21 protein-coding genes are annotated in these 25,478 nt (G+C 52.8%); 10 read left to right on the forward strand and 11 right to left on the reverse strand.

The features are described 5' to 3' along the window. Positions 1-19: 19 nt before the first annotated feature. The 6 genes from hydA to aptA all read right to left on the reverse strand — a co-directional run bounded on the left by hydA (position 20) and on the right by aptA (position 9,105). Positions 20-1,432 (reverse strand): dihydropyrimidinase, encoded by a 1,413-nt coding sequence (hydA, locus tag LZ463_RS08940; protein ID WP_241455277.1) that lies wholly within the window; start codon positions 1,430-1,432, stop codon positions 20-22. A gap of 236 nt (positions 1,433-1,668) precedes the next feature. After that, on the reverse strand, positions 1,669-3,117 hold the full coding sequence (locus tag LZ463_RS08945; RefSeq protein ID WP_241455278.1) for an NCS1 family nucleobase:cation symporter-1: 1,449 nt from the start codon (positions 3,115-3,117) through the stop codon (positions 1,669-1,671). Between the two features lie 350 nt (positions 3,118-3,467). Next, positions 3,468-4,742 carry an NAD-dependent dihydropyrimidine dehydrogenase subunit PreA gene (preA, locus tag LZ463_RS08950; protein WP_241455279.1) on the reverse strand — a complete coding sequence of 425 codons (1,275 nt, stop codon included), beginning with the start codon at positions 4,740-4,742 and terminating at the stop codon, positions 3,468-3,470. 1 nt (position 4,743) lies between these two features. Beyond that, positions 4,744-6,102, reverse strand: a complete 1,359-nt coding sequence (locus LZ463_RS08955; protein ID WP_241455280.1) for an NAD(P)-dependent oxidoreductase — start codon at positions 6,100-6,102, stop codon at positions 4,744-4,746. A gap of 179 nt (positions 6,103-6,281) precedes the next feature. After that, on the reverse strand, positions 6,282-7,781 hold the full coding sequence (locus tag LZ463_RS08960; protein ID WP_241455281.1) for a CoA-acylating methylmalonate-semialdehyde dehydrogenase: 1,500 nt from the start codon (positions 7,779-7,781) through the stop codon (positions 6,282-6,284). A 13-nt stretch (positions 7,782-7,794) separates the two neighbouring features. Beyond that, positions 7,795-9,105, reverse strand: coding sequence for an omega-aminotransferase AptA (gene aptA, locus LZ463_RS08965; protein WP_241455282.1), 1,311 nt, complete (start codon positions 9,103-9,105; stop codon positions 7,795-7,797). Between the two features lie 175 nt (positions 9,106-9,280). Here aptA and LZ463_RS08970 point away from each other — a divergent pair, with 175 nt between their 5' ends. The 4 genes from LZ463_RS08970 to LZ463_RS08985 all read left to right on the forward strand — a co-directional run bounded on the left by LZ463_RS08970 (position 9,281) and on the right by LZ463_RS08985 (position 13,951). Next, positions 9,281-10,729: an aminotransferase-like domain-containing protein gene (locus tag LZ463_RS08970; protein ID WP_241455283.1), complete on the forward strand. Its 1,449-nt coding sequence runs from the start codon at positions 9,281-9,283 to the stop codon at positions 10,727-10,729. After that, the gene (locus tag LZ463_RS08975) at positions 10,722-11,345 is read left to right on the forward strand and encodes a TetR/AcrR family transcriptional regulator (protein ID WP_241455284.1); all 624 of its coding nucleotides are present in this window, start codon (positions 10,722-10,724) and stop codon (positions 11,343-11,345) included. Before LZ463_RS08970 ends, LZ463_RS08975 begins: the two co-directional genes overlap by 8 nt. A gap of 99 nt (positions 11,346-11,444) precedes the next feature. Next, positions 11,445-12,251: a substrate-binding periplasmic protein gene (locus LZ463_RS08980; RefSeq protein ID WP_241455285.1), complete on the forward strand. Its 807-nt coding sequence runs from the start codon at positions 11,445-11,447 to the stop codon at positions 12,249-12,251. Between the two features lie 89 nt (positions 12,252-12,340). Then, positions 12,341-13,951, forward strand: coding sequence for a DUF3369 domain-containing protein (locus tag LZ463_RS08985; protein WP_241455286.1), 1,611 nt, complete (start codon positions 12,341-12,343; stop codon positions 13,949-13,951). A 17-nt stretch (positions 13,952-13,968) separates the two neighbouring features. On the opposite strand, the gene LZ463_RS08990 is transcribed toward LZ463_RS08985, so the two are convergent. Then, positions 13,969-14,400, reverse strand: coding sequence for a MerR family transcriptional regulator (locus tag LZ463_RS08990; protein WP_241455287.1), 432 nt, complete (start codon positions 14,398-14,400; stop codon positions 13,969-13,971). 84 nt (positions 14,401-14,484) lie between these two features. On the opposite strand from LZ463_RS08990, the gene LZ463_RS08995 reads away from it, so the two are divergent. The 4 genes from LZ463_RS08995 to LZ463_RS09010 all read left to right on the forward strand — a co-directional run bounded on the left by LZ463_RS08995 (position 14,485) and on the right by LZ463_RS09010 (position 20,575). Further along, the gene (locus LZ463_RS08995; RefSeq protein ID WP_241455288.1) at positions 14,485-17,058 is read left to right on the forward strand and encodes a heavy metal translocating P-type ATPase; all 2,574 of its coding nucleotides are present in this window, start codon (positions 14,485-14,487) and stop codon (positions 17,056-17,058) included. Positions 17,059-17,146: 88 nt separating this feature from the next. After that, positions 17,147-18,088 carry a metallophosphoesterase family protein gene (locus LZ463_RS09000; RefSeq protein ID WP_241455289.1) on the forward strand — a complete coding sequence of 314 codons (942 nt, stop codon included), beginning with the start codon at positions 17,147-17,149 and terminating at the stop codon, positions 18,086-18,088. 276 nt (positions 18,089-18,364) lie between these two features. Then, complete coding sequence (locus LZ463_RS09005; protein ID WP_241455290.1) at positions 18,365-19,405, forward strand: GMP reductase; 1,041 nt, start codon at positions 18,365-18,367, stop codon at positions 19,403-19,405. Positions 19,406-19,801: 396 nt separating this feature from the next. Continuing rightward, positions 19,802-20,575 carry an energy transducer TonB gene (locus tag LZ463_RS09010; RefSeq protein WP_241455291.1) on the forward strand — a complete coding sequence of 258 codons (774 nt, stop codon included), beginning with the start codon at positions 19,802-19,804 and terminating at the stop codon, positions 20,573-20,575. 22 nt (positions 20,576-20,597) lie between these two features. On the opposite strand, the gene LZ463_RS09015 is transcribed toward LZ463_RS09010, so the two are convergent. The 4 genes from LZ463_RS09015 to LZ463_RS09030 form a co-directional block, all read right to left on the reverse strand. Next, complete coding sequence (locus LZ463_RS09015; protein WP_241455292.1) at positions 20,598-20,759, reverse strand: hypothetical protein; 162 nt, start codon at positions 20,757-20,759, stop codon at positions 20,598-20,600. 22 nt (positions 20,760-20,781) lie between these two features. Beyond that, a complete protein-coding gene (locus LZ463_RS09020) occupies positions 20,782-21,030 on the reverse strand; it encodes a Tar ligand binding domain-containing protein (RefSeq protein WP_347176251.1) in 249 nt (82 codons plus the stop codon). Between the two features lie 150 nt (positions 21,031-21,180). Beyond that, the gene (tcdA, locus tag LZ463_RS09025; RefSeq protein ID WP_241455294.1) at positions 21,181-21,993 is read right to left on the reverse strand and encodes a tRNA cyclic N6-threonylcarbamoyladenosine(37) synthase TcdA; all 813 of its coding nucleotides are present in this window, start codon (positions 21,991-21,993) and stop codon (positions 21,181-21,183) included. Between the two features lie 220 nt (positions 21,994-22,213). Continuing rightward, a complete protein-coding gene (locus LZ463_RS09030; protein ID WP_241455295.1) occupies positions 22,214-22,954 on the reverse strand; it encodes a helix-turn-helix domain-containing protein in 741 nt (246 codons plus the stop codon). A gap of 128 nt (positions 22,955-23,082) precedes the next feature. Between LZ463_RS09030 and LZ463_RS09035 the strand changes: the two genes are divergently transcribed. Both LZ463_RS09035 and LZ463_RS09040 read left to right on the forward strand, forming a co-directional pair. After that, positions 23,083-24,492 carry an FAD-binding oxidoreductase gene (locus LZ463_RS09035; protein WP_241455296.1) on the forward strand — a complete coding sequence of 470 codons (1,410 nt, stop codon included), beginning with the start codon at positions 23,083-23,085 and terminating at the stop codon, positions 24,490-24,492. Further along, entirely contained in the window at positions 24,489-25,391 is a 903-nt protein-coding gene (locus LZ463_RS09040) for a class I SAM-dependent methyltransferase (RefSeq protein ID WP_241455297.1), read from the forward strand. The genes LZ463_RS09035 and LZ463_RS09040 overlap by 4 nt, the downstream gene beginning before the upstream one ends. Positions 25,392-25,478: the final 87 nt, after the last annotated feature.

The raw sequence follows: 25,478 nt of genomic DNA on the forward strand, positions 1-25,478 counted from the left end.
TACTCCTCGATTCTTAATTTTATGCGCGCATTCTGTTGAGCGCATGAAACATGGGTGAAAAGGACGGGCGTTTGATATAACGCCCTGCGCCCATCTCTGCCCTTAAATCACCTTCCTTGAACACCAGCTTGCCGCCGCTGATAGTGTGGGTTGGTATGCCCTTGACGGTGCGGCCTTCAAAGACATTGAAATCGCCTTTGGAGAACTGTGTCTTGGCGGACAGGGTCTTGGTACCATTCACGTCCCACAGCACGATGTCGGCATCTGCGCCTTCTGTAATAACGCCTTTGCGTGGGTAGATATTGAAAATCTGTGCGCAATTGGCCGAAGTGACCTTGACGAATTCTGAAGGCGTCAAACGGCCTGTGTTGACGCCTGCGTCCCACAAGACCATCATGCGTTCTTCTATGCCGCCACAGCCATTGGGTATCTTGGTGAAGTCATCCTTGCCTGCGGCTTTTTGGGCGGCGCAGAAGGTGCAGTGGTCGGTGGCTGTGGTATGCAGGTTGCCGCCTTGCAGGCCCTGCCACAACACCTCTTGATGATGGCTGCTGCGGAAGGGTGGGCTCATGACATGGCCTGCGGCCTGGGTAAAGTCTGGATTTTTGTACACGCTGTCATCGACGACGAGGTGACCTGCCAGCACTTCACCAAACACGCGCTGGCCGTGGGCACGGGCGCGGGTGATGGCGTCGAGCGATTCCTGGCAGGATACGTGGACGATGTAGAGCGGTGTGTTGAGTACATTGGCAATGGCAATGGCGCGCTGGGCGGCTTCGCCTTCTACCATGGGTGGGCGTGACAGCGGGTGGGATTGCGGGCCTGTCATGCCCTTCTTCATGAGTTCTTGTTGCAGTACATAGACGAGCTCACCGTTTTCTGCATGTACGGTGGGGATGGCACCGAGTTCCAGCGCGCGGGTGAAGCTTTTCACCAAGATTTCATCGTCGGCCATGATGGCGTTCTTGTAGGCCATGAAGTGCTTGAAGCTGTTGACGCCATGTTCATTGACGAGCTTGCCCATGTCGGCATGGACGCTGTCATCCCACCAGGTGACGGCGACGTGGAAGGAATAGTCACCGGCAGATTTTTCTGCCCAGCCGCGCCAGATGTTGAAGGCTTCCATCAAACCCTGCTGCGGGTTGGGGATGACGAAGTCGATGATGCTGGTAGTGCCACCGGCCAGGCCAGCGGCAGTGCCAGTAAAAAAATCATCTTGCGTGACCGTGCCCATGAAGGGCAGTTGCATGTGGGTATGCGGGTCTATGCCGCCGGGCATGACGTAGAGGCCGCCAGCGTCTATGATTTCTGCACCGGCAGGTGCATCGAGGTTATCGCCGACAGCGATGATCTTGCCATTGTCGCAGAGGACATCGGCTTTAAATTCACGGTCTGCGTTGACGACAGTGCCGCCGCGTATGAGGATGGTCATGATGCTTCCTTTTCTTGTCTCCGTTGGAGTGTGCGTTGCCGTGAACGTTATTTCTCGTAGGTTGGCGAATACGTAGGTTGGGCCGGGCCTCGCTAGGCTACGCTTCACCAGCCCAACACTCGGCCTAAACAAACGTATGCGTTACTCAACCGCCCAGTGTTGGGCAGGTAAAACGTTGCCCAACCTACGAGTCACCGCCTCCACGGTAATTTCACACACATCCAAACATTCAAATTTCAATTCTTCTTACCACTCATCAAACCCATATACACCACACCGGACAAAGCGAGCCCGACGAACCAGGCGTAGGTGTAGATGGTTTTTAATACTTCGGGAATAGCCGGGAAACTGGCCGGGAAAGCCGCGTTCAAAAAGCCCGGTATATTCGGCAAGACGCCGATCACGAAAGCGATCACGGCGGCCATGTTCCAGCCATTTTTATAGCTGTACTTGCCTTCATCCTGGTACAGGGCATTCACATCAATTTCTGTCTTGCGGATGAAGTAATAATCAATGATCAGGATACCAGCGATGGGGCCTAACAATGCTGAGTAGCCGATCAGCCAGGTGAAGATATAACCCTGGGTAGATTCCAAAATCTTCCACGGCATCATGATCAGGGCGATGGAGGCGGTGATATAGCCACCAGTCTTGTATGAAATCAGCTTGGGGTTCAGAGCTGAGAAGTCATAAGCAGGGCCGACGAGGTTTGCTGCCAGGTTGACGGAAACTGTATCGATGAGCAGGATCACTAAAGCAATCAGCACGGCCACGCCTGTCATGCGGCTGGCCAGGTCTACCGGGTCCCATAGGGCTTTGCCATACAGGACGACGGTGGCAGATGTGACGATAACCGCCAGCAGGGCCAGCAAGCCCATGGGTGCAGGCAAGCCTATGGATTGGCCGAGTATCTGGTCCTTCTGTGATTTGGAAAAACGAGTGAAGTCAGGGATATTCAAAGCCAACGTGGCCCAGAAGCCGACCATGGCTGTCAGTGAAGGCCAAAAGGCAGACCAGAATTGCCCGGCTTTTTTACCGCCTTCTACAAACTGGGATGGCTGGTCAAGGATGGGGCCAAAGCTGCCTGCCTTGTTATAGACCCAGCCCAGCAGTACAAAGCAGATGATGATTTTAAGCGGTGCGGTATAGGTTTCCAGCTTGCGGATGGAATCCATGCCGTGGAAGATGTACCAGAACTGTATGGCCCAGAAAATCAAAAAGCAAACCAGTTGCGCAGCATTGATACCCAGGCCAGCGATATTGTCGCCGCCTAGCGGATGACCAATGAGCACACCACCCAGGGTATAAATCATTTGCCCGCCAAACCAGGTTTGTATGCCATACCAGCCGCAGGCGACTATCGCACGCATCAGAGCAGGCAGACGTGCGCCATGCACGCCAAACGAGGTGCGCGCCAGCACGGCATAGGGTATGCCATATTTGGCACCGGCATGACCTATCAGCAACATGGGGACGAGGACGATCGCATTTGCCAGGAACACCGTCATCACCGCCTGGTAAGCTGACATGCCGCCTTCGATGAGGCTGGCAGCCAGGGTATAAGCCGGGATGCACATGACCATGCCGACCCAGAGCGCAGCAAAGTGATACCAGCGCCAGGTGCGCTGGGCTTGTGAAGTAGGTGCTAAATCCTCATTCCAAAGTTGCCCGCTTTGTGTCTGCATATACTCTTCTCCAGGTGGAATATTCGAAATAATTTCAAGTACAAAGGCTGTAGCAAACTTTATTCCAGATACTTGGGATGTGCAAACATTGGCAACAAAAATTACAGTCTCTTTTGTTTGCAGGCATGCAGTCCGTATCAATTTTGTGAAGATAAAACTCTGGAGACATCCCCTCCCCTTCAAGGGGAGGGTTAGGGTGGGGATGGGGTTCGGTAAAACTCAAACATCACTCATTTGCTACAGAAACCCATCCCCATCCCAACCTTCCCCTTGAAGGGGAAGGAGTTTAAGCAATCATATTGCTAATTCTGACAGAATTTATACCCCCACTCCCCTCCAAGTACAAGCAATTATTTCAACACTGCACGCGGGTTGCGTGGGTCTTGGGTCCAGTTCATATAGGGCTTGCCTGTCGCCTGTGGCACCATGGTGATGCATTGTTCTACCGGGCAGGTGATCTGGCAGAGGTTGCAGCCTACGCATTCTTCCTTGATGACTTCGTATTTGCGTGTGCCATTGTCGGCGATCAGTTGCGCGATGGACTGGTGCGAGGTGTCTTCGCAGGCGATGTAGCAGCGGCCGCATTGTATGCATTTGTCCTGATCTATGTCGGCAATGACGGCATAGTTCATGTCGAGGTTTTTCCAGTCGGTAGTGTTGCTGACGGCTTTACCGGCAAAGTCGCTGATGCGCTCATAGCCTTTTTCATCCATCCAGCGTGACAGGCCGTCTGTCATTTCCTTAACGATGCGAAAGCCATGCAACATCGCTGCCGTGCACACCTGGACTGAGCCTGCGCCCAAGGCCATGAATTCTGCGGCGTCGCGCCAGTTGCCTATGCCACCTATGCCGGAGATGGGCAAACCCTTGGTGGCCGGGTCGCGGGCAATCTCTGCCACCATGTTCATGGCGATAGGTTTGACTGCACTACCACAATAGCCACCATGCGTACTTTGCATGCCGACGATGGGGCGGGCGATCATCTGATCCAGGTCTATGGATGTGATGGAGTTGATGGTGTTGATGAGCGACACGGCATCTGCACCGCCATTGAAGGCAGCGCGGGCTGGTACGCGCACATCGGTGATGTTGGGTGTCAGTTTGACGATGACGGGCAGTGAGCAATACTTTTTGCACCAGCGCGTGATCATTTCCACATACTCAGGCACCTGCCCTACGGCTGCGCCCATGCCGCGTTCTGGCATGCCGTGCGGGCAGCCGAAATTGAGTTCTATGCCGTCTGCGCCTGTGGCTTCTACCAGGGGCAAGACTCTTTTCCATGCTTCTTCTTCGCATGGGTACATCAGCGACACGATCATGGCGCGGTCTGGCCAGTCTTTCTTGACCTGGGTTATCTCTTGCAGGTTCAGTTCCAGGCTGCGGTCAGTGATGAGCTCGATATTGTTAAAACCGATGACTTCACGGTTCTTGCCAAAGTGGGCAGAGTAACGTGATGAGACGTTGACTGGTGGTGGGTCTTCACCCAGGGTTTTCCAGACCACACCGCCCCAGCCTGCTTCGAATGCGCGCACGACGTTATAGGCCTTGTCTGTTGGTGGTGCAGAAGCCAGCCAGAAAGGATTAGGTGCCTTGATACCGGCGAAGTTAATAGAGAGATCAGCCATGTTACACCTTCGCTTTCAGGTCTTCGTTGATTGCCAGCGCTGCCAGCTTGCCATGTTGTACTGCCTGCACAGTCAGGTCTTGTCCAGATGCGATGCAGTCACCACCGGCATAAATGCCTGCAACACTGGTACGGTATTGCGCATCGACATGGATTTTGTCGCCCTGTTTTTGCAGGTCTTTTGCCATTGGATCGGACAGGCTGCTGTTGTCCATGGTCTGGCCTATGGCCTTGAAGACTGCCTGTGCCGCAATATCAATGGTCTTGCCTGTAGTTTGCAATTTACCACCGACTTCTTTGGTGCGGGCAAAACGCATGCCACTGACACGGCCTTCTGCATCGCGCAAGATCTCTTGCGGTTGTGCCCAGGTGACGATGCGCACCTGGTTGGCCTTGGCAATCTCTTGTTCGTGATGGGTGGCCGACATATGTTCTGCACCACGGCGGTACACCAGCGTGACCTGCTCTGCACCAAGACGGGCGATTTGCACGGCCATATCGATGGCGGTATTACCGGCACCGATGACCACGCACTGCGGTGGCACGGGCAACTTAGTCAGGTCTTCTGCCTGGCGCAACTCGGCGATGTAATCTACCGCTGCCATCAGGCCGGGGGCGTCCTCGCCTGTCAGGCCCAACTGGCGGCTGGCACCAAGACCCAGTCCCAGAAAGACTGCATCATAATCACGGCGCAAGTCTGCCAGGTGCAAGTTCTGTCCCAGCACCTGCTCATGTTTGACGGTGATGCCGCCAATTTGCAGCAGGAATTCAACTTCGCGCTGGGCGCTGTCTTCTGTCAGTTTGTATTTGGCTATGCCATATTCATTGAGACCGCCAGATTTTTTCTTCGCTTCAAAAATCACGACATCATGGCCCAGAGTAGCGAGCCTGTGGGCACAGGATAAACCTGCTGGCCCTGCACCGACGATAGCGATTTTTTTGCCTGTGCTGGCGGCACGTTCAAAAGGATGCGCATCAAATTTTGCATTGTCGAGTGCATAGCGTTGCAGCAAACCGATCTTGACTGGAGCCCCCTCTGCATCATGATTGCGCACGCAGGCATGCTCGCACAAAATCTCGGTAGGGCAAACGCGTGAGCAGCTTGCGCCGAGTATGTTCTGTTCCAATATGCCCTTGGCTGCACCATTGATATTGCCGACAGCAATATTCTGAATAAAGCTGGGCACATCAATTTCAGACGGGCAAATGCGCGTGCATGGGGCGTCGTAACAGTACAGGCAGCGCTCACTTTCTATCGCTGCCTGACGCTTGTTCAGTGCAGGATTCAAGTCAGTGAAATGCGAACGCAAAGTCTCCTGACTTTCTTCTGCCTGGGGTATGTGCTTAAGGGCTTCCAACATGGTGGCTCCAATCAATCTCGGTTTGCTAACTTTTTTCTAAAAGCAAGTTTCGTGACAGCTAATTTACTATTTCAGGACTTACGAAAAATTGTCCCAGCAAGGCGCAACGACGAAGACAGTACTTTAGTACGGCTAGGAGTTGCAACGCCGCTGGGGCGATTTTCTCGTATGTCCAGCATTTATTTGTTTTGAGGGAACGAAAATTCCGCCCCCTTAGAAATACTGTCTGGCCAGCGCTGCATGACGGCTTTGACACGCGTATAAAAACGCACGCCTTCCGGGCCGTAGATGTGATGGTCACCAAAAAGGCTGCGCTTCCAGCCGCCAAAGCTATGGAAGGCCATGGGTACAGGCAGAGGTACATTCACACCAACCATGCCTACCTGTATCATGCGCACGAATTCGCGCGCCGTGCCGCCATCGCGGGTGAAGACAGCAACGCCATTGCCATACTCATGCTTGTTGATGAGGTCTGCTGCGGCCTCCATATCTGGCACGCGTACTACGCACAAAACCGGACCAAAAATCTCTTGCTTGTAGACGGTCATCTCTGGTGTTACATGATCGAACAGACTGCCACCGCAGAAGAAGCCCTGTTCATGTCCTGGCACCTTGAAGTTGCGACCATCGACGACCAGTTTTGCGCCCTCTGCCACGCCTTCACCGATCAGGCTTTCTATGCGCTCTTTGGCAGCATGGGTGATGACCGGGCCCATTTCTGCATCCGGCACCAGGCCGTTATTGATCTTGAGCGATTTAACACGTGCCGCCATCGCATCGACCAGGGCATCAGCAGCAGAACCAACAGCCACCGCTACAGAGATCGCCATGCAGCGTTCGCCGGCAGAGCCATAAGCTGCGCCCATGAGCGCATCAACTGCCATATCCAGATCAGCATCAGGCATGACGACCATGTGGTTTTTTGCGCCGCCGAGTGCCTGCACGCGCTTGCCATTCGCGCAGCCACGTGCGTAGATTGCCTGGGCAATCGGAGTGGAGCCGACAAAGCTGATGGCCTGTACATCTGGATGATCAAGCAGTGCATCCACCACAGTTTTATCGCCCTGCACCACATTGAAAACACCATCCGGCAAACCGGCCTGCTTGAGCAATTTTGCATGCAGCAGGGATGCAGAAGGGTCACGCTCTGACGGTTTCAACACAAAGGTATTACCGCAGGCGATGGCGATAGGGAACATCCACATCGGCACCATGACAGGGAAATTGAATGGCGTGATACCAGCAACAACACCGAGCGGCTGGCGCATGCTGCAGGCGTCTATGCCACGGGCGATTTGCTCGGAATATTCGCCTTTCAACAGTTGAGGAATACCGATGGCAAACTCCACCACTTCTATACCGCGTGCGACTTCGCCCTTGGCGTCAGCCAGGGTCTTGCCATGCTCTTTCGTCAGCAGATTGGCGAACTCATCAGTATGCTGTTGCAGCAGGTTCAGGTAAGCCATCAGTACGCGGGCGCGTGACAGGGCTGGCGTGTTGGACCATGCAGGAAAAGCCTTGGCCGCCGCAGCGACAGCTAGGTTAACGTCCTGCTCGCTGCCCAGTGCTACCTGGCCCTGTACAGAACCGAGAGCCGGATTATAGATGTCGGCAAAACGCGGTTGCACACTCTGGTGCAGTTCGCCATTGATGTAATGATTGACTTGATATGTACTCATGATGCCCGCCGGATTAATCGAGGTGTTTCAAAATGTCGTGCAGCTTGCCGAATAACTGGTCTATGTGTTTTTTCTCCAAAATCAATGGAGGTGACAGGGCAATGATGTCGCCAGTCGTGCGCACCAGCACGCCTTCGGCAAAGGCTTTTTTGTAAGCGGCGGTAGCGCGTGCGCCGACTTTGCCCGGCATGGATTCGAGTTCTATCGCACCGATCAGGCCCAGATTGCGCAGGTCTATCACATGTGGCAAACCTTTTAAGGAGTGCACACCGTCTTCCCAATACGCTGTCATGCTTTGTGCGTGTTCGAGTACTTTCTCTTCCTTGAATACTTTGAGCGACGCCAGACTGGCGGCAACTGCCAGCGGGTGGCCGGAGTAGGTGTAACCATGGAACAGTTCTATGCCTGCCGGGCCAGCCATCAGTGCATCGTAAATCTTTTGGTGGCTGAATACAGCCCCCATAGGCACGACACCATTGGTCAAACCCTTGGCGGTGGTCATGAAGTCAGGCACGACATCAAAGAAGTCTGACGCAAACGGCGTGCCCAGGCGACCAAAGCCGGTGATGACTTCATCAAATATCAGCAGGATGCCATGCTTGTCGCACAACTCACGCAAGCGTTTCAGATAGCCCTTGGATGGCAGGATGACGCCGGCAGAACCGGACAGCGGCTCAACGATGACGGCAGCGATGGTGGAAATATCATGCAGGGCAACCAGGCGTTCGAGTTCATCAGCCAGATGCGTGCCGTACTCTGGCAAGCCGCGGGTGAAGGCATTTTTTTCCAGGTTATGAGTGTGCGGCAGGTAATCTACGCCCGCCAGCAGGGGACCAAACTGTTTGCGGTTGGCAGGCAGGCCACCTAGTGACATGCCACCAAAGCCTACACCATGATAAGCACGTTCGCGGCTGATAAAGCGGGTACGCTGGGCTTCACCACGGCTGCGGTGGTAGGCCAATACCATTTTCATGGTGGTATCAACGGCTTCAGAGCCTGAGTTGGTGTAGAACACCTGACCAAACTTGTTGCCACTATATTCAATCAGCTCTGCGGCCAGCTCAAAGGCTTGTGGATGGCCGATCTGGAAAGCCGGGGAATAGTCCAGCGTTGCCACGGCTTCCTGTACCGCTTTCACCACAGTCGGGTGGGAATGACCCAGTGGTACGCACCACAGGCCTGCCGTACCATCCAGAATCTCGCGACCATTGGGGTCACGGTAATACATGCCGGATGCAGAAGCGACCAGGCGCGGCGCTTCTTTATAGTCACGGTTGGCCGTGAATGGCATCCAGTAAGAATTGAGTTGTTGTTTGCTGAGCATGGGTTTCTCCTCGACACTGAAAACAATTTACCAAGTGGTAAAAATATGCTGAAATGCTAAATAAGCATATGCAGTAATGACATATACAGCCAGTTTAATTTCATCCAACCGTATTGGTAGCCGAGACATAACAGTTACGTGCACTTGCACAATTTATGTCTAGCGAGGAGCAAGCATGGACGCAGTACAAGAAGTACAGGCAATAGAGCCAAGCCCCATCTGGCCGCAGCTGGTGCTGGAGCGCAGCCGCCAGGCCAGCCTGGTAGAGCAGATCGTGCAGGAAGTAAGCCGTCTGGTGCGCCAGAATGATTTGCCGCTGGGCAGCAAAATGCCTTCCGTACGGCAATTTGCCAAGTGTAATGCCGTCAGTACCTTTACAGTTGTGGAGTCTTATGAGCGCCTGATTACCCTGGGTCTGCTGAGTTCTCGCCGTGGTTCTGGTTATTTTGTCACCAAACCGGCCTCTGCTTGTCTGCCGCAGGCAACTGTACAGGTCGTTGTTTCCAGTGCAGTGGATGCGCTTAGCCCGGATCTGTATTCTGGCGTATCGACTGCCCTGCCCGTCGGCTCCGGCTGGTTACCACCCGAATGGTATGGCGACGACATCTTGCTTGATGCCCTGAAGCAATCGATGCGTATACCAACTCAGCGCCTGCGTGGTTATGGCAACCCGCTCGGCTTCCCCAGCCTGCGTCAGCACCTGGCCGCTACGCTTTCGCAGGATTTGTTCAGCGTTGATTCTGAACAAATCTTGCTGACCCATGGGGCAACGCATGGCTTTGACCTGATATTGCGCACGCTGTGCAAACCCGGCGACACTGTACTGGTGGAAGACCCAGGCTATAGCAACTTGCTGTCACTGATACGCCACCACGGCTGCATACCGATAGGTATAGCCCGTGATGAAAAAGGCCTCAATCTCGACAGCCTCATGGAAAAAGCCTTGCTGCATCAGCCCAAGCTGATGTTTGTCAATACCGTACTGCAAAACCCACTGGGCACCAGCCTGTCCCAGACCCAGGCGCACCGCCTGCTGGCACTGGCGGAGCAGTTCGATTTCTGGCTGGTGGAAGATGATATCTACCGCGAACTCTGCCCGCGCCCCGAGCCTTCGCTGGCAGCGATGGATGGTTTGCGCCGCGTGATACGGGTGGGCAGTTTTTCCAAGACACTGTCACCTACTTTGCGGGTTGGCTCCATCTGCGCATCGCACTCCCTGATTGGTGAACTATTACGGGTAAAAATGCTGGCGGGCCTGACGACTTCCGAGATCAATGAGCGTGCGGTGCTGCATGCAATCAGTTCGCGTCTGTACCGGCGCATGCTGGAAAAGCTCAAACGTCAGTTGGAAACTTCGCGCAATGCCAGTATGGACATGTTATTGGCAGCCGGTCTGACACCGCTGGCAGAACCGCGTGGCGGCATGTTCATCAGCGCGGGCTGGAAGAACAGCACGGCCAACGCCAGCGACATCTCAAGACTGGCCTTGCAGGAAGGCATACTGCTGGCGCCTGACGAGTTCTTCAGCCTGCATAAAAGCGATCACCCCTGGTTCCGCTTCAACATCGCTTATAGCGATGCAGAAGCACTGAAAGGCTTTTTGATGAAGCTGCAACATGGATAGAGCGCCCGATAAACTCACGCGCTCACGTGATGCGCTCGAAGCACGCATCATGCAGGCAGCGGTTGAAGTATTTGCCGAAACCGGTTATGCAGGTACCGCACTGGCATCGATAGCCGAGCGGGCTGGTCTGTCGAAACAGAATCTGCTGTACTACTTCCCGACCAAGCAAAAACTGTATGAAAAGGTATTGGACCAGGTGCTTGATCAATGGCTGGAACGCATGAACATACTGGCCGCCCCGGAGCAGGACCCGGCTCAGTTGTTGCGCAATTATATACGTGCAAAACTGCGTTTTTCGCGCGAACAGCCGCAGGCATCTCGCGTCTATGCAATGGAAGTCATCAGCGGTGCACCAGTCTATGCCGAGACCATGCGCAGTAAAATCCTGCCCTTGTTGCAAAAAGACATAGCCGTATTTGAAAGCTGGATGGCAGCAGGCAAAATCGCCACCGTCAATACCACCCATCTGCTGTTTGCCATCTGGGCCATGACACAGTCGTATGCCGATTTTGCCGCGCAGATGAGCCTGGTGCTGGGCCATAGCCCGCTCAATGATGAGGACTTTACAGAAGCAGAAACCATGATCGTCGACATGGTATTGAGCCGGGTTTGTTAGTACCAGTACTCCGGGAGTGGTGCAAGATCTTTCTATCTGCTACATTGCACATCATAAGCGCAGGTAAAAAAACAATAACCCGGAGGTGTCATGCATGGCATGACTACACACGCAATACAGCTCCTGAAGTACTGTTTATACTCTGGCTTACTGACTGCCAGTACTTTGCTGCAAGCGCAAAATTTGCCCACTTGTCCATCTCGCCCCATTATCCTGGCCTTGCAGGAATTAGGGCAATTTTATCGCAACGGCGCCGGCCTTGATAAAGACATGGCAGATGAATTTGCAAAACGCAGCGGCTGCAAATTTGAAACCCCTGTGCTGCCGCGCGCCCGTACCTGGCAGGAGATAGAAGCCGGCCGTGTCGATATGACACTGTCAGCCATCAAAACTGCCGAGCGCGCCGAAAAATTCTGGTTTTTCCCCTACTTGCAAGCCAGGCTGGTCCTCATCATCCACAAGGACAAGGCCGTCAATCTGCACAGCCAGGAAGACTTTTTAAACCGGACGGATTTACGTCTCGGTGCAGTACGCAGCACAAAACAGGGGTACAACGAAAAGTTTGTGCAAAAACTGAGACAGTTGGGCCGTGTTGTCGATGTCAACGACAGTGAAAGACTGTATGCCATGCTGGAGGCCCGCCGCTTCGATGCCGTCATCAGTTTGCAACTGATTTACGGTGCTTACCTTGATCCTGCACAGATGGAAAACAAATACGCTGTAATAGATTGGAGCCCAGCAGATTTGAAAGGCCATGCCCAACTCGTCATCACCAAGAAGAATTTCAGTGAAACAGAGGCTCAGCGCTGGAACCAGCTGATGCAAGGCATGATCAAAGATGGCAGCATGTTGCAGATACTGAAAAAGTACGTGAGCAAGGCTGAGGCGGAAAAGATGCTGGAATGACGCATACATCGTGCATGCTTTGCGTTATCGTTTACAATCAGCATATAGTCGGGATTGAGCAAGTCGGTGAAAATTGATCGGGGGAGCGTATGCATCACGAACAAGGATCGGAAGAAGACTGGATCATAGAAGATGACACTGGCGACAAGTCACAACTACTGTCAGATACCAACTTTGAAACGCGGCCCTGGCGTTTGCTGGTCGTTGACGATGAAGAGGATATCCATGCCGTCACCCGGCTGGCGCTGAACAATATTGTTTTCAAGGGGCGGCACCTTGAAATCCTGTCTGCTCATAGCGCCGCGCAAGCATTTGAAATACTGAGCAAACCCAACGACATCAACCTTATCCTGCTCGATGTCGTGATGGAGACAGAAGATGCAGGCCTGCGCCTGGTCAAGCGCATACGCGAAGAACTCAATAATCAACTGGTACGCATCGTCTTGCGCACGGGCCAGCCTGGCCAGGCACCGGAAAAGAATGTCATCGTCGATTATGACATCAATGACTACAAAACCAAGACTGAATTGACTACCCAAAGGTTGTTCACTACTGTCATCGCTTCTTTGCGCGCCTATGAAGGTTTGCTGTCCATAGAACGCAGTCGCCAGGGTCTGACGCGCATATTGCAGGCATCGGCCAACCTGTATGAATTGAAGTCACTGAAAGAATTTGCCTCAGGTGTACTGAACCAGATCGGCGCCATACTTGATGTCGGCGCTGACGGTGTGCTGTGTCTGTCACGCAATGCCCCTGGTACATCCAATGGCAAGATACAAACCAGCATCATCGCCGGTACCGGTACTTACAGTGACTTGTCCGGTCTGGATTGTCTGCCAGCAGACTGTGAATGGAGCGCCATCGTTGAAAAAGCCTTTACCGAAAAGAAAAGCCAGTACCAGCACCCGGCTGACGTCTTGTTCATTCACACCCGGCACGGCCACGAATTTACCATACTGGTGACACCACCCTGGCCACTGGGACAAATCCAGCGCGATTTGCTGGAGCTGTTCTGTGATCGCATTGCCGCAGCCTTTGACAATCGCTATCTCAATGAACAGTTGCAAAGAGCCCAGGAAGCCTCGGTCGTGGCCCTGACCGACCTGGCAGAATCACGCGACACTGACACCGGTGGTCATGTACAGCGGGTCTGCAGGCTGACCAATGCCATCGCGACAGAATTGAAGCGCCGTCATAAATTTGAAGATGACCTGACGCCGCAATTCCTGGACATGGTTGGTATCGCCAGCATCCTGCATGACGTCGGCAAGGTAGCGACCCCCGATGCCGTATTACTGAAAGCCAGTGGCCATGACAAGAATGAGCGCATCATCATGGAACATCATGCACTGGCTGGTGAAACCGTACTGGCTCGCGCCGCCACCATGGTGGATGGTGTCAGTTACCTGACCTATGGTTCACAGATCGCTGGCAGCCATCATGAGCATTTTGACGGTCAAGGCTATCCACGCCGGTTGAAAGGGGAAGAAATCCCGCTCTCAGCACGTATCGTCGCCGTGGTCGATGTATTCGACGCCTTACTCCATCGCCGCCCGTACAAGCAAGCATGGTCACTGGAAGCAACCATGGAATACATCAAGTCCAGAAGTGGTACGCAATTCGATCCACAAGTTGTTGAGGCACTGATTCATTTTGTAGAGACCGAAAAACCTGACTGGGTCAACAACAGTGATCAGTAAGCATAAGCTGCTACCCGCTAAGCGTGACAGGTTTTTGGAGGCTCTGAATCCTTGCTGGCCAATGCCTGAATGATGGGACATTGTGCTTGTTGTGCCGATGTGGCGCATTGCCCTATCAGGTCGGTCAACATGGCTTCCATCCTGTGCAGGTCTGCCAGCTTGGCCTGGACTTGCAGCAGGCGTTCATGGGCGACTTCACGAATTGCCTCTTTGTCATTACCGTCTTCCAGCGTCAGCAAATTGGCGATTTCTTCAAGGCTGAAACCGAGATCCTGCGCCCGTTTGATAAAGCGTATGCGATCAGCCAAAGATGCCGGATAAGTACGGAAGCCACCGGCCGCCTTTGGCACAGGCAGCAAAGCGCGCTTTTGGTAGTAGCGCACCGTTTCCACGCCCACTCCTCCTGCTTTGGCTAATTGCCCTATCGTATATTGATCTGTATCAGACATGGTGAAAAATTCCTTGACTCTGTTCCTGGGTACGGGGTCTATGATAAAACAATCTTACAAGTTTGGTGTCAGGAAGGAATAGCGATGAAAGAGGATACGAATCAGCATCAACACACAGGTTCATGCTGCTCACATGCAAAAACTGAGCCGGCAACAAGCGAAACCAGATATACGGACCCGGTCTGTGGCATGCAGGTCAGTAAAAACCCTGAAAAAACGGCACGATTCCAGGGTAAGGCCTATTATTTTTGCAGCAACTCTTGTGTCGACAAGTTCAACGCCAACCCATCCAACTATGTCAAGGCGAAAAAAGTCATCAGCCTGGGCAGCATGGGCACAGCTGCACCGGTTATGGTCAGCGACCCGCAAGGCAGCCATAAAGACCCGGTCTGCGGCATGAGTGTCAATGAGCAAAGTCAGCACCATACCAGCCATGAAGGCAAGACTTATTACTTTTGCTGTGCATCCTGCCTGGAAAAATTCCGCAAAGACCCTGCCGCCTGGCTGGATCCGTCCATGCGACCAGCCCCAAAGGCAGTCGCCAAAGATGCCATCTACACCTGCCCCATGCATCTGGAGATAGAGCAGATCGGCCCCGGCACTTGCCCGCTATGCGGAATGGCGCTGGAGCCGAAGGAAGCCAGTGCAGAAGAAGATACCAGCGAACTGGATGACATGTTACGGCGCTTCAAATTCAGCCTGATACTGAGCCTGCCCCTGCTGGTGCTGAGCATGGGTGACATGCTGCCTGGTGTTTCTTTTCACAAGCTGCTGGGCATGACTGTCTTCAACTGGTTGCAGTTCGTTCTGGCGACCCCTGTCGTACTGTGGGCTGGGCTGCCATTTTTTGAACGTGCGCTGGCATCCTTCAAGACCGGGCATCTGAACATGTTCAGCCTGATCGGCGTCGGCACGGCGGCCGCCTACCTGTTCAGCCTGGTGGCCCTGCTATTGCCGGACGTGCTGCCTGCCGCCTTCAAGATGGAAGGCATGGCGCCTTTATATTTTGAGGCCGCGGCCGTCATCATCACCCTGGTTTTATTGGGCCAGGTGCTGGAATTACGTGCACGCTCACAGACCAGTGCTGCCATCAAGTCACTGCTGGCGCTGACACCGGCCACAGCTACCCTTGTCGGCAAGGATGGCAGCGAAACAGAAGTGGCGCTGGACCAGGTACAGCGAGGCGATATATTGCGCGTCAAACCTGGTGGCCATATCCCGGTTGACGGTGTGCTGGCTGATGGTCACTCGAATGTGGATGAGGCCATGATCACAGGCGAACCACTGCCGGTGGTCAAACAGGCCGGTGACAAGGTCAGTGCCGGTACCATCAATCAGCGCGGCAGTTTTACCATGGTGGCAGAACGCATAGGCCGTGATACCTTGCTGGCGAGAATTATCGATATGGTCAACCAGGCTGGTCGCTCACGTGCGCCAATACAGAAACTGGCAGATCAGGTATCGGGCTGGTTTGTACCCGGCGTCATTGCAGTATCAATACTGGCTTTCGCCATCTGGGCCATATTTGGTCCCTCGCCGGCGCTGGCCAATGGCCTAATGGCCGCCGTATCAGTGCTGATCATCGCCTGCCCCTGTGCCCTGGGTCTGGCCACACCGATTTCGGTCACCGTGGGCATAGGTCGTGGCGCCCATGAAGGGGTGCTCATCAAAGATGCAGAAGCCCTGGAAAGGATGGAAAAAGTCGACACCCTGGTCATCGATAAAACCGGCACTCTGACCGAGGGCAAACCCAGCCTGCAAGAGTTTGTGGTGGCAAATGGACAGTCAGAAAGCCGGTTGCTGGGGATAGCGCTGGCACTGGAGCAGCGCAGTGAGCATCCACTGGCGCAAGCGATCGTCACTTATGCAACGAGCAAGCCGCATGATGAAATTGCCATCAATGACTTCACTTCCATAACGGGCAAGGGAGTAAAAGCCAGCGTGGACGGCAAGACCATCCTGCTTGGCAAACCGGGCCTGCTGGAAGAGCATGGCATTGCCACGACCAGCTTTGACGAGCGTGTCCAGGAATTACAGGAACAGGGCCACACCGTCATGCTAATGGCAATAGAACAGGCAGCCGTAGCGATGATCAGCGTGGCAGACCGCATCAAACCCAATAGCCTGCAGGCGATACAGGAATTGCAGCAGCAAGGCATACGCGTGATCGTACTGACCGGCGACAATACAGCGACGGCACAGGCAGTTGGCAAGCAATTGCAGCTTGATGAAGTTCATGCCGATATGCTACCTGAAGACAAGTACCGCTTTGTCCAGCGATTGCAGGCTGAAGGCCGCGCGCTTGCCATGGCTGGTGACGGTATCAATGATGCGCCGGCCCTGGCACAGGCTGATGTAGGCATCGCCATGGGCAATGGCACCGATGTCGCCATGCATAGTGCTCACGTAGTACTGGTCAAAGGTGACTTGCTTGGCATCGTCAAGGCGCACTCCTTGAGCCGGCAGGCGATGAAAAACATCAGGCAAAACCTGTTCTTTGCCTTTGTCTATAATTTTGTCGGCGTACCGGTGGCTGCGGGTATACTCTATCCCTGGTTTGGTATTCTGCTGAGCCCGATGATAGCCAGTGCAGCAATGAGCCTCAGCTCAGTATCTGTCATCACCAATGCCCTGCGTCTAAGAAAAGCAGAGCTGTAAAGAATGGGGCAAGGGCAGGCAGGAACAGGTAGAATACGCGCCTGTTCCGCCAGCCTCTGGCATAAGTCTCGCCCACAAGATTATTTTCATGCGTCATCACATTCTGGCTGCCTGTACCGCAGCCCTGCTTTTATCTGCTGCTTCACCTTTGGTTAGTGCTGCCGAAAATGGCAAGGCAACGAGTAAAAAAATCACTCCAGCTACACCTGCCATCCCTGCTGTGACTGTGTACGCTGCCGGTGATATCGCCGATTGCCGTAAAAAACCGCCCGCAGAAAGCATGGCGGCCCGCACAGCCACACTGATCGCCACAGGTCTGTCCAAAGATGCCAGTGCCAGGGCGATTACTCTCGGCGACAATACCTATCCGGTTGGCAAACCCGATGAGTTCAACAAATGTTATGAGCCGACCTGGGGCCAGTTCAAGGATAGGACACTGCCCTCGCCTGGCAACCACGATTACGCCATGCCCAAGGCATTAGGTTATTACAATTACTTCGGTGACCTGGCCGGTCCGGAGCGGCGCGGTTATTATGCAAGCCAATTGGGCAAATGGCTGGTCCTTTCGCTCAACAGCAATCTTGATCCACAGCAGATGCAGGTACAGTTGAATTGGCTCAAGGAAGAACTGGCCAAAAACAAGCAAAACTGTACTCTGGCCTTCTGGCATCATCCTGTCTTCAGTTCTGGTGGACACGGCAATAACGACAATATGCAGGCTGCGTGGAAAATGCTGGCTGCCGCCAAGGCTGATATCGTACTGACTTCGCATGACCACGACTATGAACGCTTTGCGCCTCTTGACGCCAATGGCGACAGGGATGACAAGAGAGGCATACGCAGCTTTGTGGTCGGTACAGGCGGCGCCAAGCTGACGCCGATGTTCCTGCCCAGGGGCAATACCGAAATCCGCGACAATTCCACCCATGGAGTATTGAAACTGAGCCTCGCCGAAAAATCATATGAATGGGAATTCCTGCCTGTACCCGGTGGCAGTTTTACCGACAAGGGTAAGGATGTTTGTCACTGACAAGCAGTGGCAATCTCAGCCCTCCATTTGCGTCGACAAATCATGCAAGGGACCTGAATGTATCAACGTTCAGGCCAAGAATATACAATATATCAATTTTTTCATTCAGGCACCCTGCACATGGACAAATATGGATTGGGTGATAGTGTTCATATCAAAGCATAATAATCGGCTCTCGATTTTTTAAACTATACTCAAGTACGGCCCAACGACTTGAGCGCAGATAAGCGAGCAGTCGTGATTTCCCGCGTCCGCCAGGCGCATACTGGAGTCGTCATGCATATAGAAGAAACCCTCAGGCTGGATTTCAAGGATGTTCTTATACGTCCAAAGCGATCCACCCTCACTTCCCGCTCACAAGTCAATCTGGAACGCGAATTCGTTTTCCATCACTCGCGCAAGACTTATCACGGCATTCCCATTATTGCGGCCAATATGGATACCACCGGCACGATGGAGATGGCTGCTGCGCTGGACCCGCATCAATTATCGGTTGCCTTGCACAAACATTACGATGAAGATGCGCTGGTTGACTATTTCTCTGCCCTGCAAAGAAAATCAACAGCCTTTTACTCCATGGGCATCACCCAGGCTGATTTTGAAAAGTTCTCGGCAGTGATGGAACGTGCCAGAAACGCCATAGAATATGTCTGCATAGACGTGGCGAATGGCTATACCGAGGGTTTCATCAATTTCGTCAAAAAGGTTCGTACAACGTATCCGCACCTGACCATCATGGCAGGGAATGTGGTGACGGGTGACATTACCGAAGAATTGATACTGGCCGGTGCCGATATCATCAAAGTGGGTATAGGTCCTGGTTCAGTCTGTACTACCCGCAAGATGACGGGTGTGGGTTACCCGCAATTGTCGGCAGTCATAGAATGTGCCGATGCTGCCCATGGCCTCGGCGGCCAGATTTGTGCCGACGGTGGCTGCGTTGTACCTGGCGATCTGGCCAAGGCTTTTGGCGCAGGTGCTGACTTCATCATGCTCGGCGGCATGCTGGCTGGTCATGATGAATGTGCAGGCGACCTGGTTGATCGCGATGGTCAGCAGTTCAAACGCTTTTATGGCATGAGCAGTCGCGCTGCCATGGACAAATATGCCGGTGGTGTCGCCAAGTACCGTGCATCGGAAGGCAAGGAAGTATTGATCCCCTATCGTGGCCCCGTTGAAGCGACCTTGCAGGACATACTCGGCGGTGTGCGCTCGGCCTGCACCTATGTCGGCGCCCACAAGCTGAAAGAGCTTACCAAGCGCACGACTTTTATCCGGGTGACCCAGCAACTGAATGAAGTGTTCGGAAAATCCTGAGCCAGCTTTCAGCCTGTTTTTAGATTCACAACGAACTCAAGCCAGCTTCCAATGGAAGTTGGCTTTTTTTATTTTTCACCATATTTAAATGATTTACCCTGAATTTGGCACAAATCCTGCATGCTTTTTCCCAGACGAGTCAATTTGCTATTTGTATTTTCACGAATTCCGACCACTTTGGTGATTTGAATATTGCTTAGCAGGAGCATCCATGGCAGCATAGCCGTTCGGATTTATGAAAATTTACCTGACAGGCGAATCACAGGATTTGCACCAAAATATTGCAATTTACGTTGATTTGCACTATTTTCAGCCATTTCTGTTTTTCGCTTTTGGTTGCATTCAATTGCTTGGTTTAACCTTTGCTTTAAAAATCGGTCTTTTGCCTGGAGTGATATGAAAACTGTAGTCCTCAATAAAAAAGCAGCCAGGTTGTCAGCCCTGAGCTTAAGTCTGGTATCGAGTGTATTGCTCAGCACAGCCTGCCAAAAAAGTCCCCCGCCAGAAGCCGCAACGCCGGCAGCAGAAGCACCTGCATCAAATACGGCAATGCCCACCGGCCTGGTGAAAAATCCTGTCAAGCATACCGAGGCGACCGCCGATGTGACCAAGTGGATGGACATGGCGTCAACAAAAACTGCGGCGCAGATAGCAAAAGAAGAAAAGCTGGCAAAAGAAGCCAAGGAAGCAAAAGATGCGAAAGATGCCAAAGAGGCGAGGGATGCCAAACTGGCAGCAGAAGCCAAGGCACTGGCAAGCAAGTCCAAGATAGCAGCGTCAGCAGTGGCGCCGCAGGTTGTGGCGACCAAACCTATCGATGTGCCTGCACCAGTCGTGGCTGCTGCAACGCCAAAACCAGCCCCGACACCTGCTCCTGTCGCTGCTGCACCCGCGCCAGCCCCTGTTGAAAACCTGACATTAAAGGTATTGTCCAGTGTACAGCCCAAGTATCCAGGAGGTGCCGTGCGTGCAGGGGTAACTAACGGTGTGGTAACAGCCCGCATTCATATAGAAACTGATGGAAAGGTTTCACAAGTGGATATCGTCAAAGCAAACCCACCCAAGCATTTTGACAAAGAGGTGATTGCTGCTGCTTCACAATGGAAATATGCCCCTATTTCAAAACCTTTGACTACCATGCTGGAATTTAATTTCAAACTTGACAATTAAATTCGGCACAGATTTTCCAGTTTCAGAGCCGGTCTTGCGATATTGCAGGGTCGGCTTTTTGTTTATCCGATTCATTCAGGCTGCCGGATTCAGCCGTGCTGCAATAACAGGTGCTGAGGGCTATTGGCGGGTTAAAGCCCACGTCCAGGAATTGCTTGCGTCTGGCAGCAAACTGGTTCGCCAATACTGTTTCTTCCAGCGTGAGATTAGATCGCCATGTATTCAGTCCAGCCCTTGCTGGCCTCTGCCTTGCCGGCCTCAACTTCGGCAACATGGAAAGCTGCCTTTTTCGGATCATCCGTCATGGCCTTGGACACGATGACTTCATTACGCATGGTCAGCCGCATGACGGTGTCAAGCTGTCCCCGAGCCACCAGCCTGTCATCGTAGACTGTTTTAATTGAATTATTGCTGGCATTCAAACTCAGGTATCCTGAAATACCTATACAAAGCACGAGTTAGGTCAGTAATACAAAACTGGAAATAAGTGCAAGACAGCAACAGCTAAAAAATGGCCGATGAATTCGTCCAGCCTTGCATTATTTCCCCCACAAAGTATGAATCTTTTTTACATGTGACAAGATTTCATCTGCAGCATCCTGAAATCAGGGTGAAATGTTTGCCAGTTTGCGCAGGACGTGAGAAGCGGCCATCAGGCCAAAGGAAGCGGTTACTACAATAGATGAACCAAAACCGGCACAGTTCAAACCTGTTACGGCATTAGCTGTGCTGCTGACAGGAGCTGTTGCATCGATGGTGCAGGCTTCTGCCGTTTCTGGCATAGTCAGTGCTTCCATGGAAAATACGGCGTCTATACCAAACTTGCTTTTGGCCCCACGCGGGAAACCGTGGTTTTGCCGCAGGCGTTTGCGTACCAGCGCCAGCAAAGGCTCTTGTTCTGTACGCGACAGATCACGCACTTCAATTTTGCCGGGATCAGTCTGTCCACCGGCAGCGCCGATCGTGATCAGCGGGATGGCATGCTGACGGCAATAGGCAATCAAGGCAGTCTTGGCCTTGACGTTGTCGATCGCATCAATAACATAATCAAAGCCAGGTTGGCCCAGCATCTGGTCAAGATTGTCGGGTGTGACGAAATCTTCAACTTCAGTTACCTGGCAGTAAGGATTGATCAGGGTAATACGTTCTGCCAGTGCAGTGACTTTGGCTTTGCCAACCGTATCTGTGTTCGCCTGTATCTGGCGGTTGATGTTTGATTCGGCCACATTGTCGAGGTCTATCATGGTGATACGACCTATGGCGCTGCGCGCCAGGGCTTCCACTACCCAGGAACCAACTCCACCGACACCAATGACGCAGACATGCGCCTGCTTGAAACGCTCCAATGCTGCGGCACCATACAAACGGGCTATGCCACCAAAGCGGCGTTCAAAATCGATCTCTGATTGTTCTTGCATGTTGGACAACAAGCCTCTGGGGCGTACAGTAAAAGCAGGCGCTATTTTACTTGAAGCGCTGGCTGCCATGTGCGCCATCGTTTTACAGCCTGATACTGATCTGTTTTTTACCTGTTCAGGACTTACGCAAAATTGTCCCGGCAAGGCGCAGCGACGAAGACAGTACGAATAGTACGGCTAGGAGCTGCAACGCAGCCGGGGCGGTTTTGCGTAAGTCCTATTACCTGTTTTTTCTTTTCAGGTCAGACAGCAGGGAAAACACCCAGGGACGTGCAGCCATCAGCAGGGCTACCCCCTGCCTTTGCTCGGCAGCCAGGCTTGCGTCTATGTCTGCCAGCTCATTGAATTCTGTCAGCAGGCGTGCCATTTTTCTTTGCAATACAGCGATGGAGGCACTGCTTAACTCACGGGTTTCAAATCGCAGCACTGCCTGTTCATCGTGAAAATCAGTCTGTAAGAACTCTTTCATGACCTGGGCCTGGTACTTTTGCCGTATCGGACCATTTTCACGCCATTGCAGCGTTGTATGTGTCAATAATTTGATACGGTTATGCGGGTGCAGTTCTATCAACTTCAATTTATCAAGCTTCATCAATAACTGCAGGAGTTCTGGCTCAGCGATGGCAAACTGTCTGGTTATTTCTCCGATTTGCCATTGACTCAGCAAAAGATAGAACACACCGAGCAGCTTGGGATTGTCTGCCAGGTTTTTTTCCTGCAATTCAGATAATTCCTCTGTTAACTCTTGCTGACCACGCGCCAGGCGGGCGAGTTCCAGAAAATCCAGGTCAAGCAGCTGGCAGATTGCTTCCAGCCGTTTGATCGTAAACGTTGATTCGGAAAACAGGCGCTTGACGCTGGCTTCACTGATATCAAGATGCGCGGCCAGTTGGGCATAGGTCAGGCCCTTTTGTTTCAAATGCTTTTTCAGGGCAATCGTGATTTGCTGGGTCAGGTTCATCAATATCCCCACATAAAGGTAATCACAAAATCACTTAAAGTATCATTTTTCAATACTAAATTATAAAAGATTGAATAACGATACCTTAACACAGAAAATGCGATCTCCACATAACAGGAGCGCAGATCATGCCCGAACCAACACTTGTCAACGACATCCACTCAGCCTTGAACCAGACCAGAGTCAAGCAACTTGTAGAAATCCGCGACCTTGCACAACTGACTGCCGTGGTAATGGCAGTCAGCCGCAGTGGCCAGAAGATTGCCATCAGCGCAGGCCGTCATGCCATGGGCGGGCAGCAATTTGCCGAAGACGCCATCCTGCTGGACATGCGCGGCATGGACAGGATTCTTTTCTTTGATCGTGAACGCGGCGTCATTGAAGTGGAAGCAGGCATACAATGGCCGGCCCTGATTGATTATCTTGAAGCAGCGCAAAAAGACAGTATTCATCAATGGGGGATCAGGCAAAAACAGACCGGTGCCGACAAACTGAGTCTCGGTGGCTGCCTGTCAGCCAATGTACATGGTCGCGGTTTGCAGATGCGTCCTTTCATCGCCGATGTGGAAAGTTTCAGTCTGCTTGATGCCAGAGGCAAATTACACCATTGCAGCCGCACGTCAAACTCGCATTTGTTCAGGCTGGCGATAGGCGGGTATGGCATGTTCGGCATCATCACCAGATTGAGCCTGCGCCTGGCAAAAAGGCAGAAAATGCGTCGCGATGTCGAAATCATCACGCTGGCACAGTTGATGCCGGCATTCGATCAACGTATCGCGGCTGGTTATGTGTATGGTGATTTCCAGTTTGCCATTGATCCGCAAAGCACGGACTTTCTGCAACGCGGCGTGTTTTCATGTTATTGCCCGGTGGCGGACGACAACAGCCTCAAGGAAGAACACGCGTTGAGCGATGACAACTGGCGCCAATTGCTGGCTTTAGCCCACATGGACAAGGGCCGCGCCTTCGACTGTTACGCCCAGCACTACCTGGCCAGTTCCGGCCAAATCTATTGGAGCGACAGGCTGCAGCAAAGTACTTATCTCGACGGTTATCACGCATCGATTGACGAGATACTTGGTCACAAGGGCTCTGAAATGATTGGTGAACTCTATGTACCACGTGATCGATTGACAGACTTCATGCATGCAGCGGCGGCAGATTTTCGTCAGCACGGTGTCGATATCATCTATGGCACGATACGGCTGATAGAGGCAGATAAAGAAAGCTTCATGCCTTGGGCCAGACAGAACTATGCATGTGTGATTTTCAATATCCATACCGAACATACGCCAGACGGCATTGCGGCAACCGCTGCCAGTTTCCAGCGCTTGATCGATCTGGCAATACAACGTGATGGCAGTTTTTACCTGACTTATGGCAGGTTTGCCACGCAGGAACAAATCCGTCGTTGTTATCCGAATTTTAAAAATTTCCTCATATACAAGCAGCGTTATGACCCCGAAATGCTGTTCCAAAGCACCTGGCTCCAGCATCATCAGGCGCTGTTTTCAGGCTGCATGGAGCAGGCAGCATGAAGACGGATCAAGCCAGCAACACTGCACTTATCGTCGCGGCCGGCGTGCAGGTGCTGGCGCAAGATACCCGTTATCGCGACTTGCTGCCAAAGGCCATGGCCAGACAGGGTCAACGACTTCTTGAGACCAGCCATCCACGCCTGCACGGCATGCTTGCTCAGGGCTGGTTCCGTGGCCTTTGTCATCTCCTGCAAGGCTGTACCCTGCCTGGTATCTTGCCACACTATGTCTTGCGCAAAACCGTGATCCGGGAGTATGTGACCGAATCCATCTCCAATGGTATCAGGCAAATTGTGGTGCTGGGCGCAGGTTACGATACCTTATGCGCGGAACTGGCAGGACAGCATGACGACCTGACCTTGATAGAGCTTGACCATCCGGCCACGCAAGCCATCAAGCGCCAGGCTGGACCTGCTTGCGGCATACATTACATCGCCGCTGACCTGGCCACACATGACCTGACACTGGCTTTACTGAATTGCCCGTTTTTCAATCCCGCGCATCCAAGCCTGTTTATCGCCGAAGGCTTGCTGATGTACCTGGATATCAGGCATATCCAAACCTTGCTCAGGCAAATCCAGAATGCGGTAAACCAGGCAACATTGATTTTTACCTGGATGGAAATCCAGAGCGACGGCCGGCCAAACTTCCGGCCAGCCAGCAAGCTTGTCGATTTTTTGCTCAGGAAAAAACATGAACCGTTCCTTTCAGGCATGGCACAGGCTGAAGTGGCTGACTTCCTGGATGTGAACGGTTTTCAGTTGCAGTCTTTAAGAGAAAGTCATAGCGCAAAGCTGCAGGGGCAGGTTACAGAAAGATTAAAACAGCAGGCAAAACCGATAGCTGGCGAGTACATTTGCCTGGCCCGCAGCCATCGTCAGATTGACGGTCCGATTTGATATGACGCAAGCGTAGCCCTGGCGTCTATTGCATAATAGGGGTAGTCAGGGGTAGTCGTATCTACTCTTGGTATTTATTCCTATTTT

The organism is Undibacterium paludis (genome assembly GCF_022568815.1).
Lineage (GTDB): Bacteria > Pseudomonadota > Gammaproteobacteria > Burkholderiales > Burkholderiaceae_D > Undibacterium.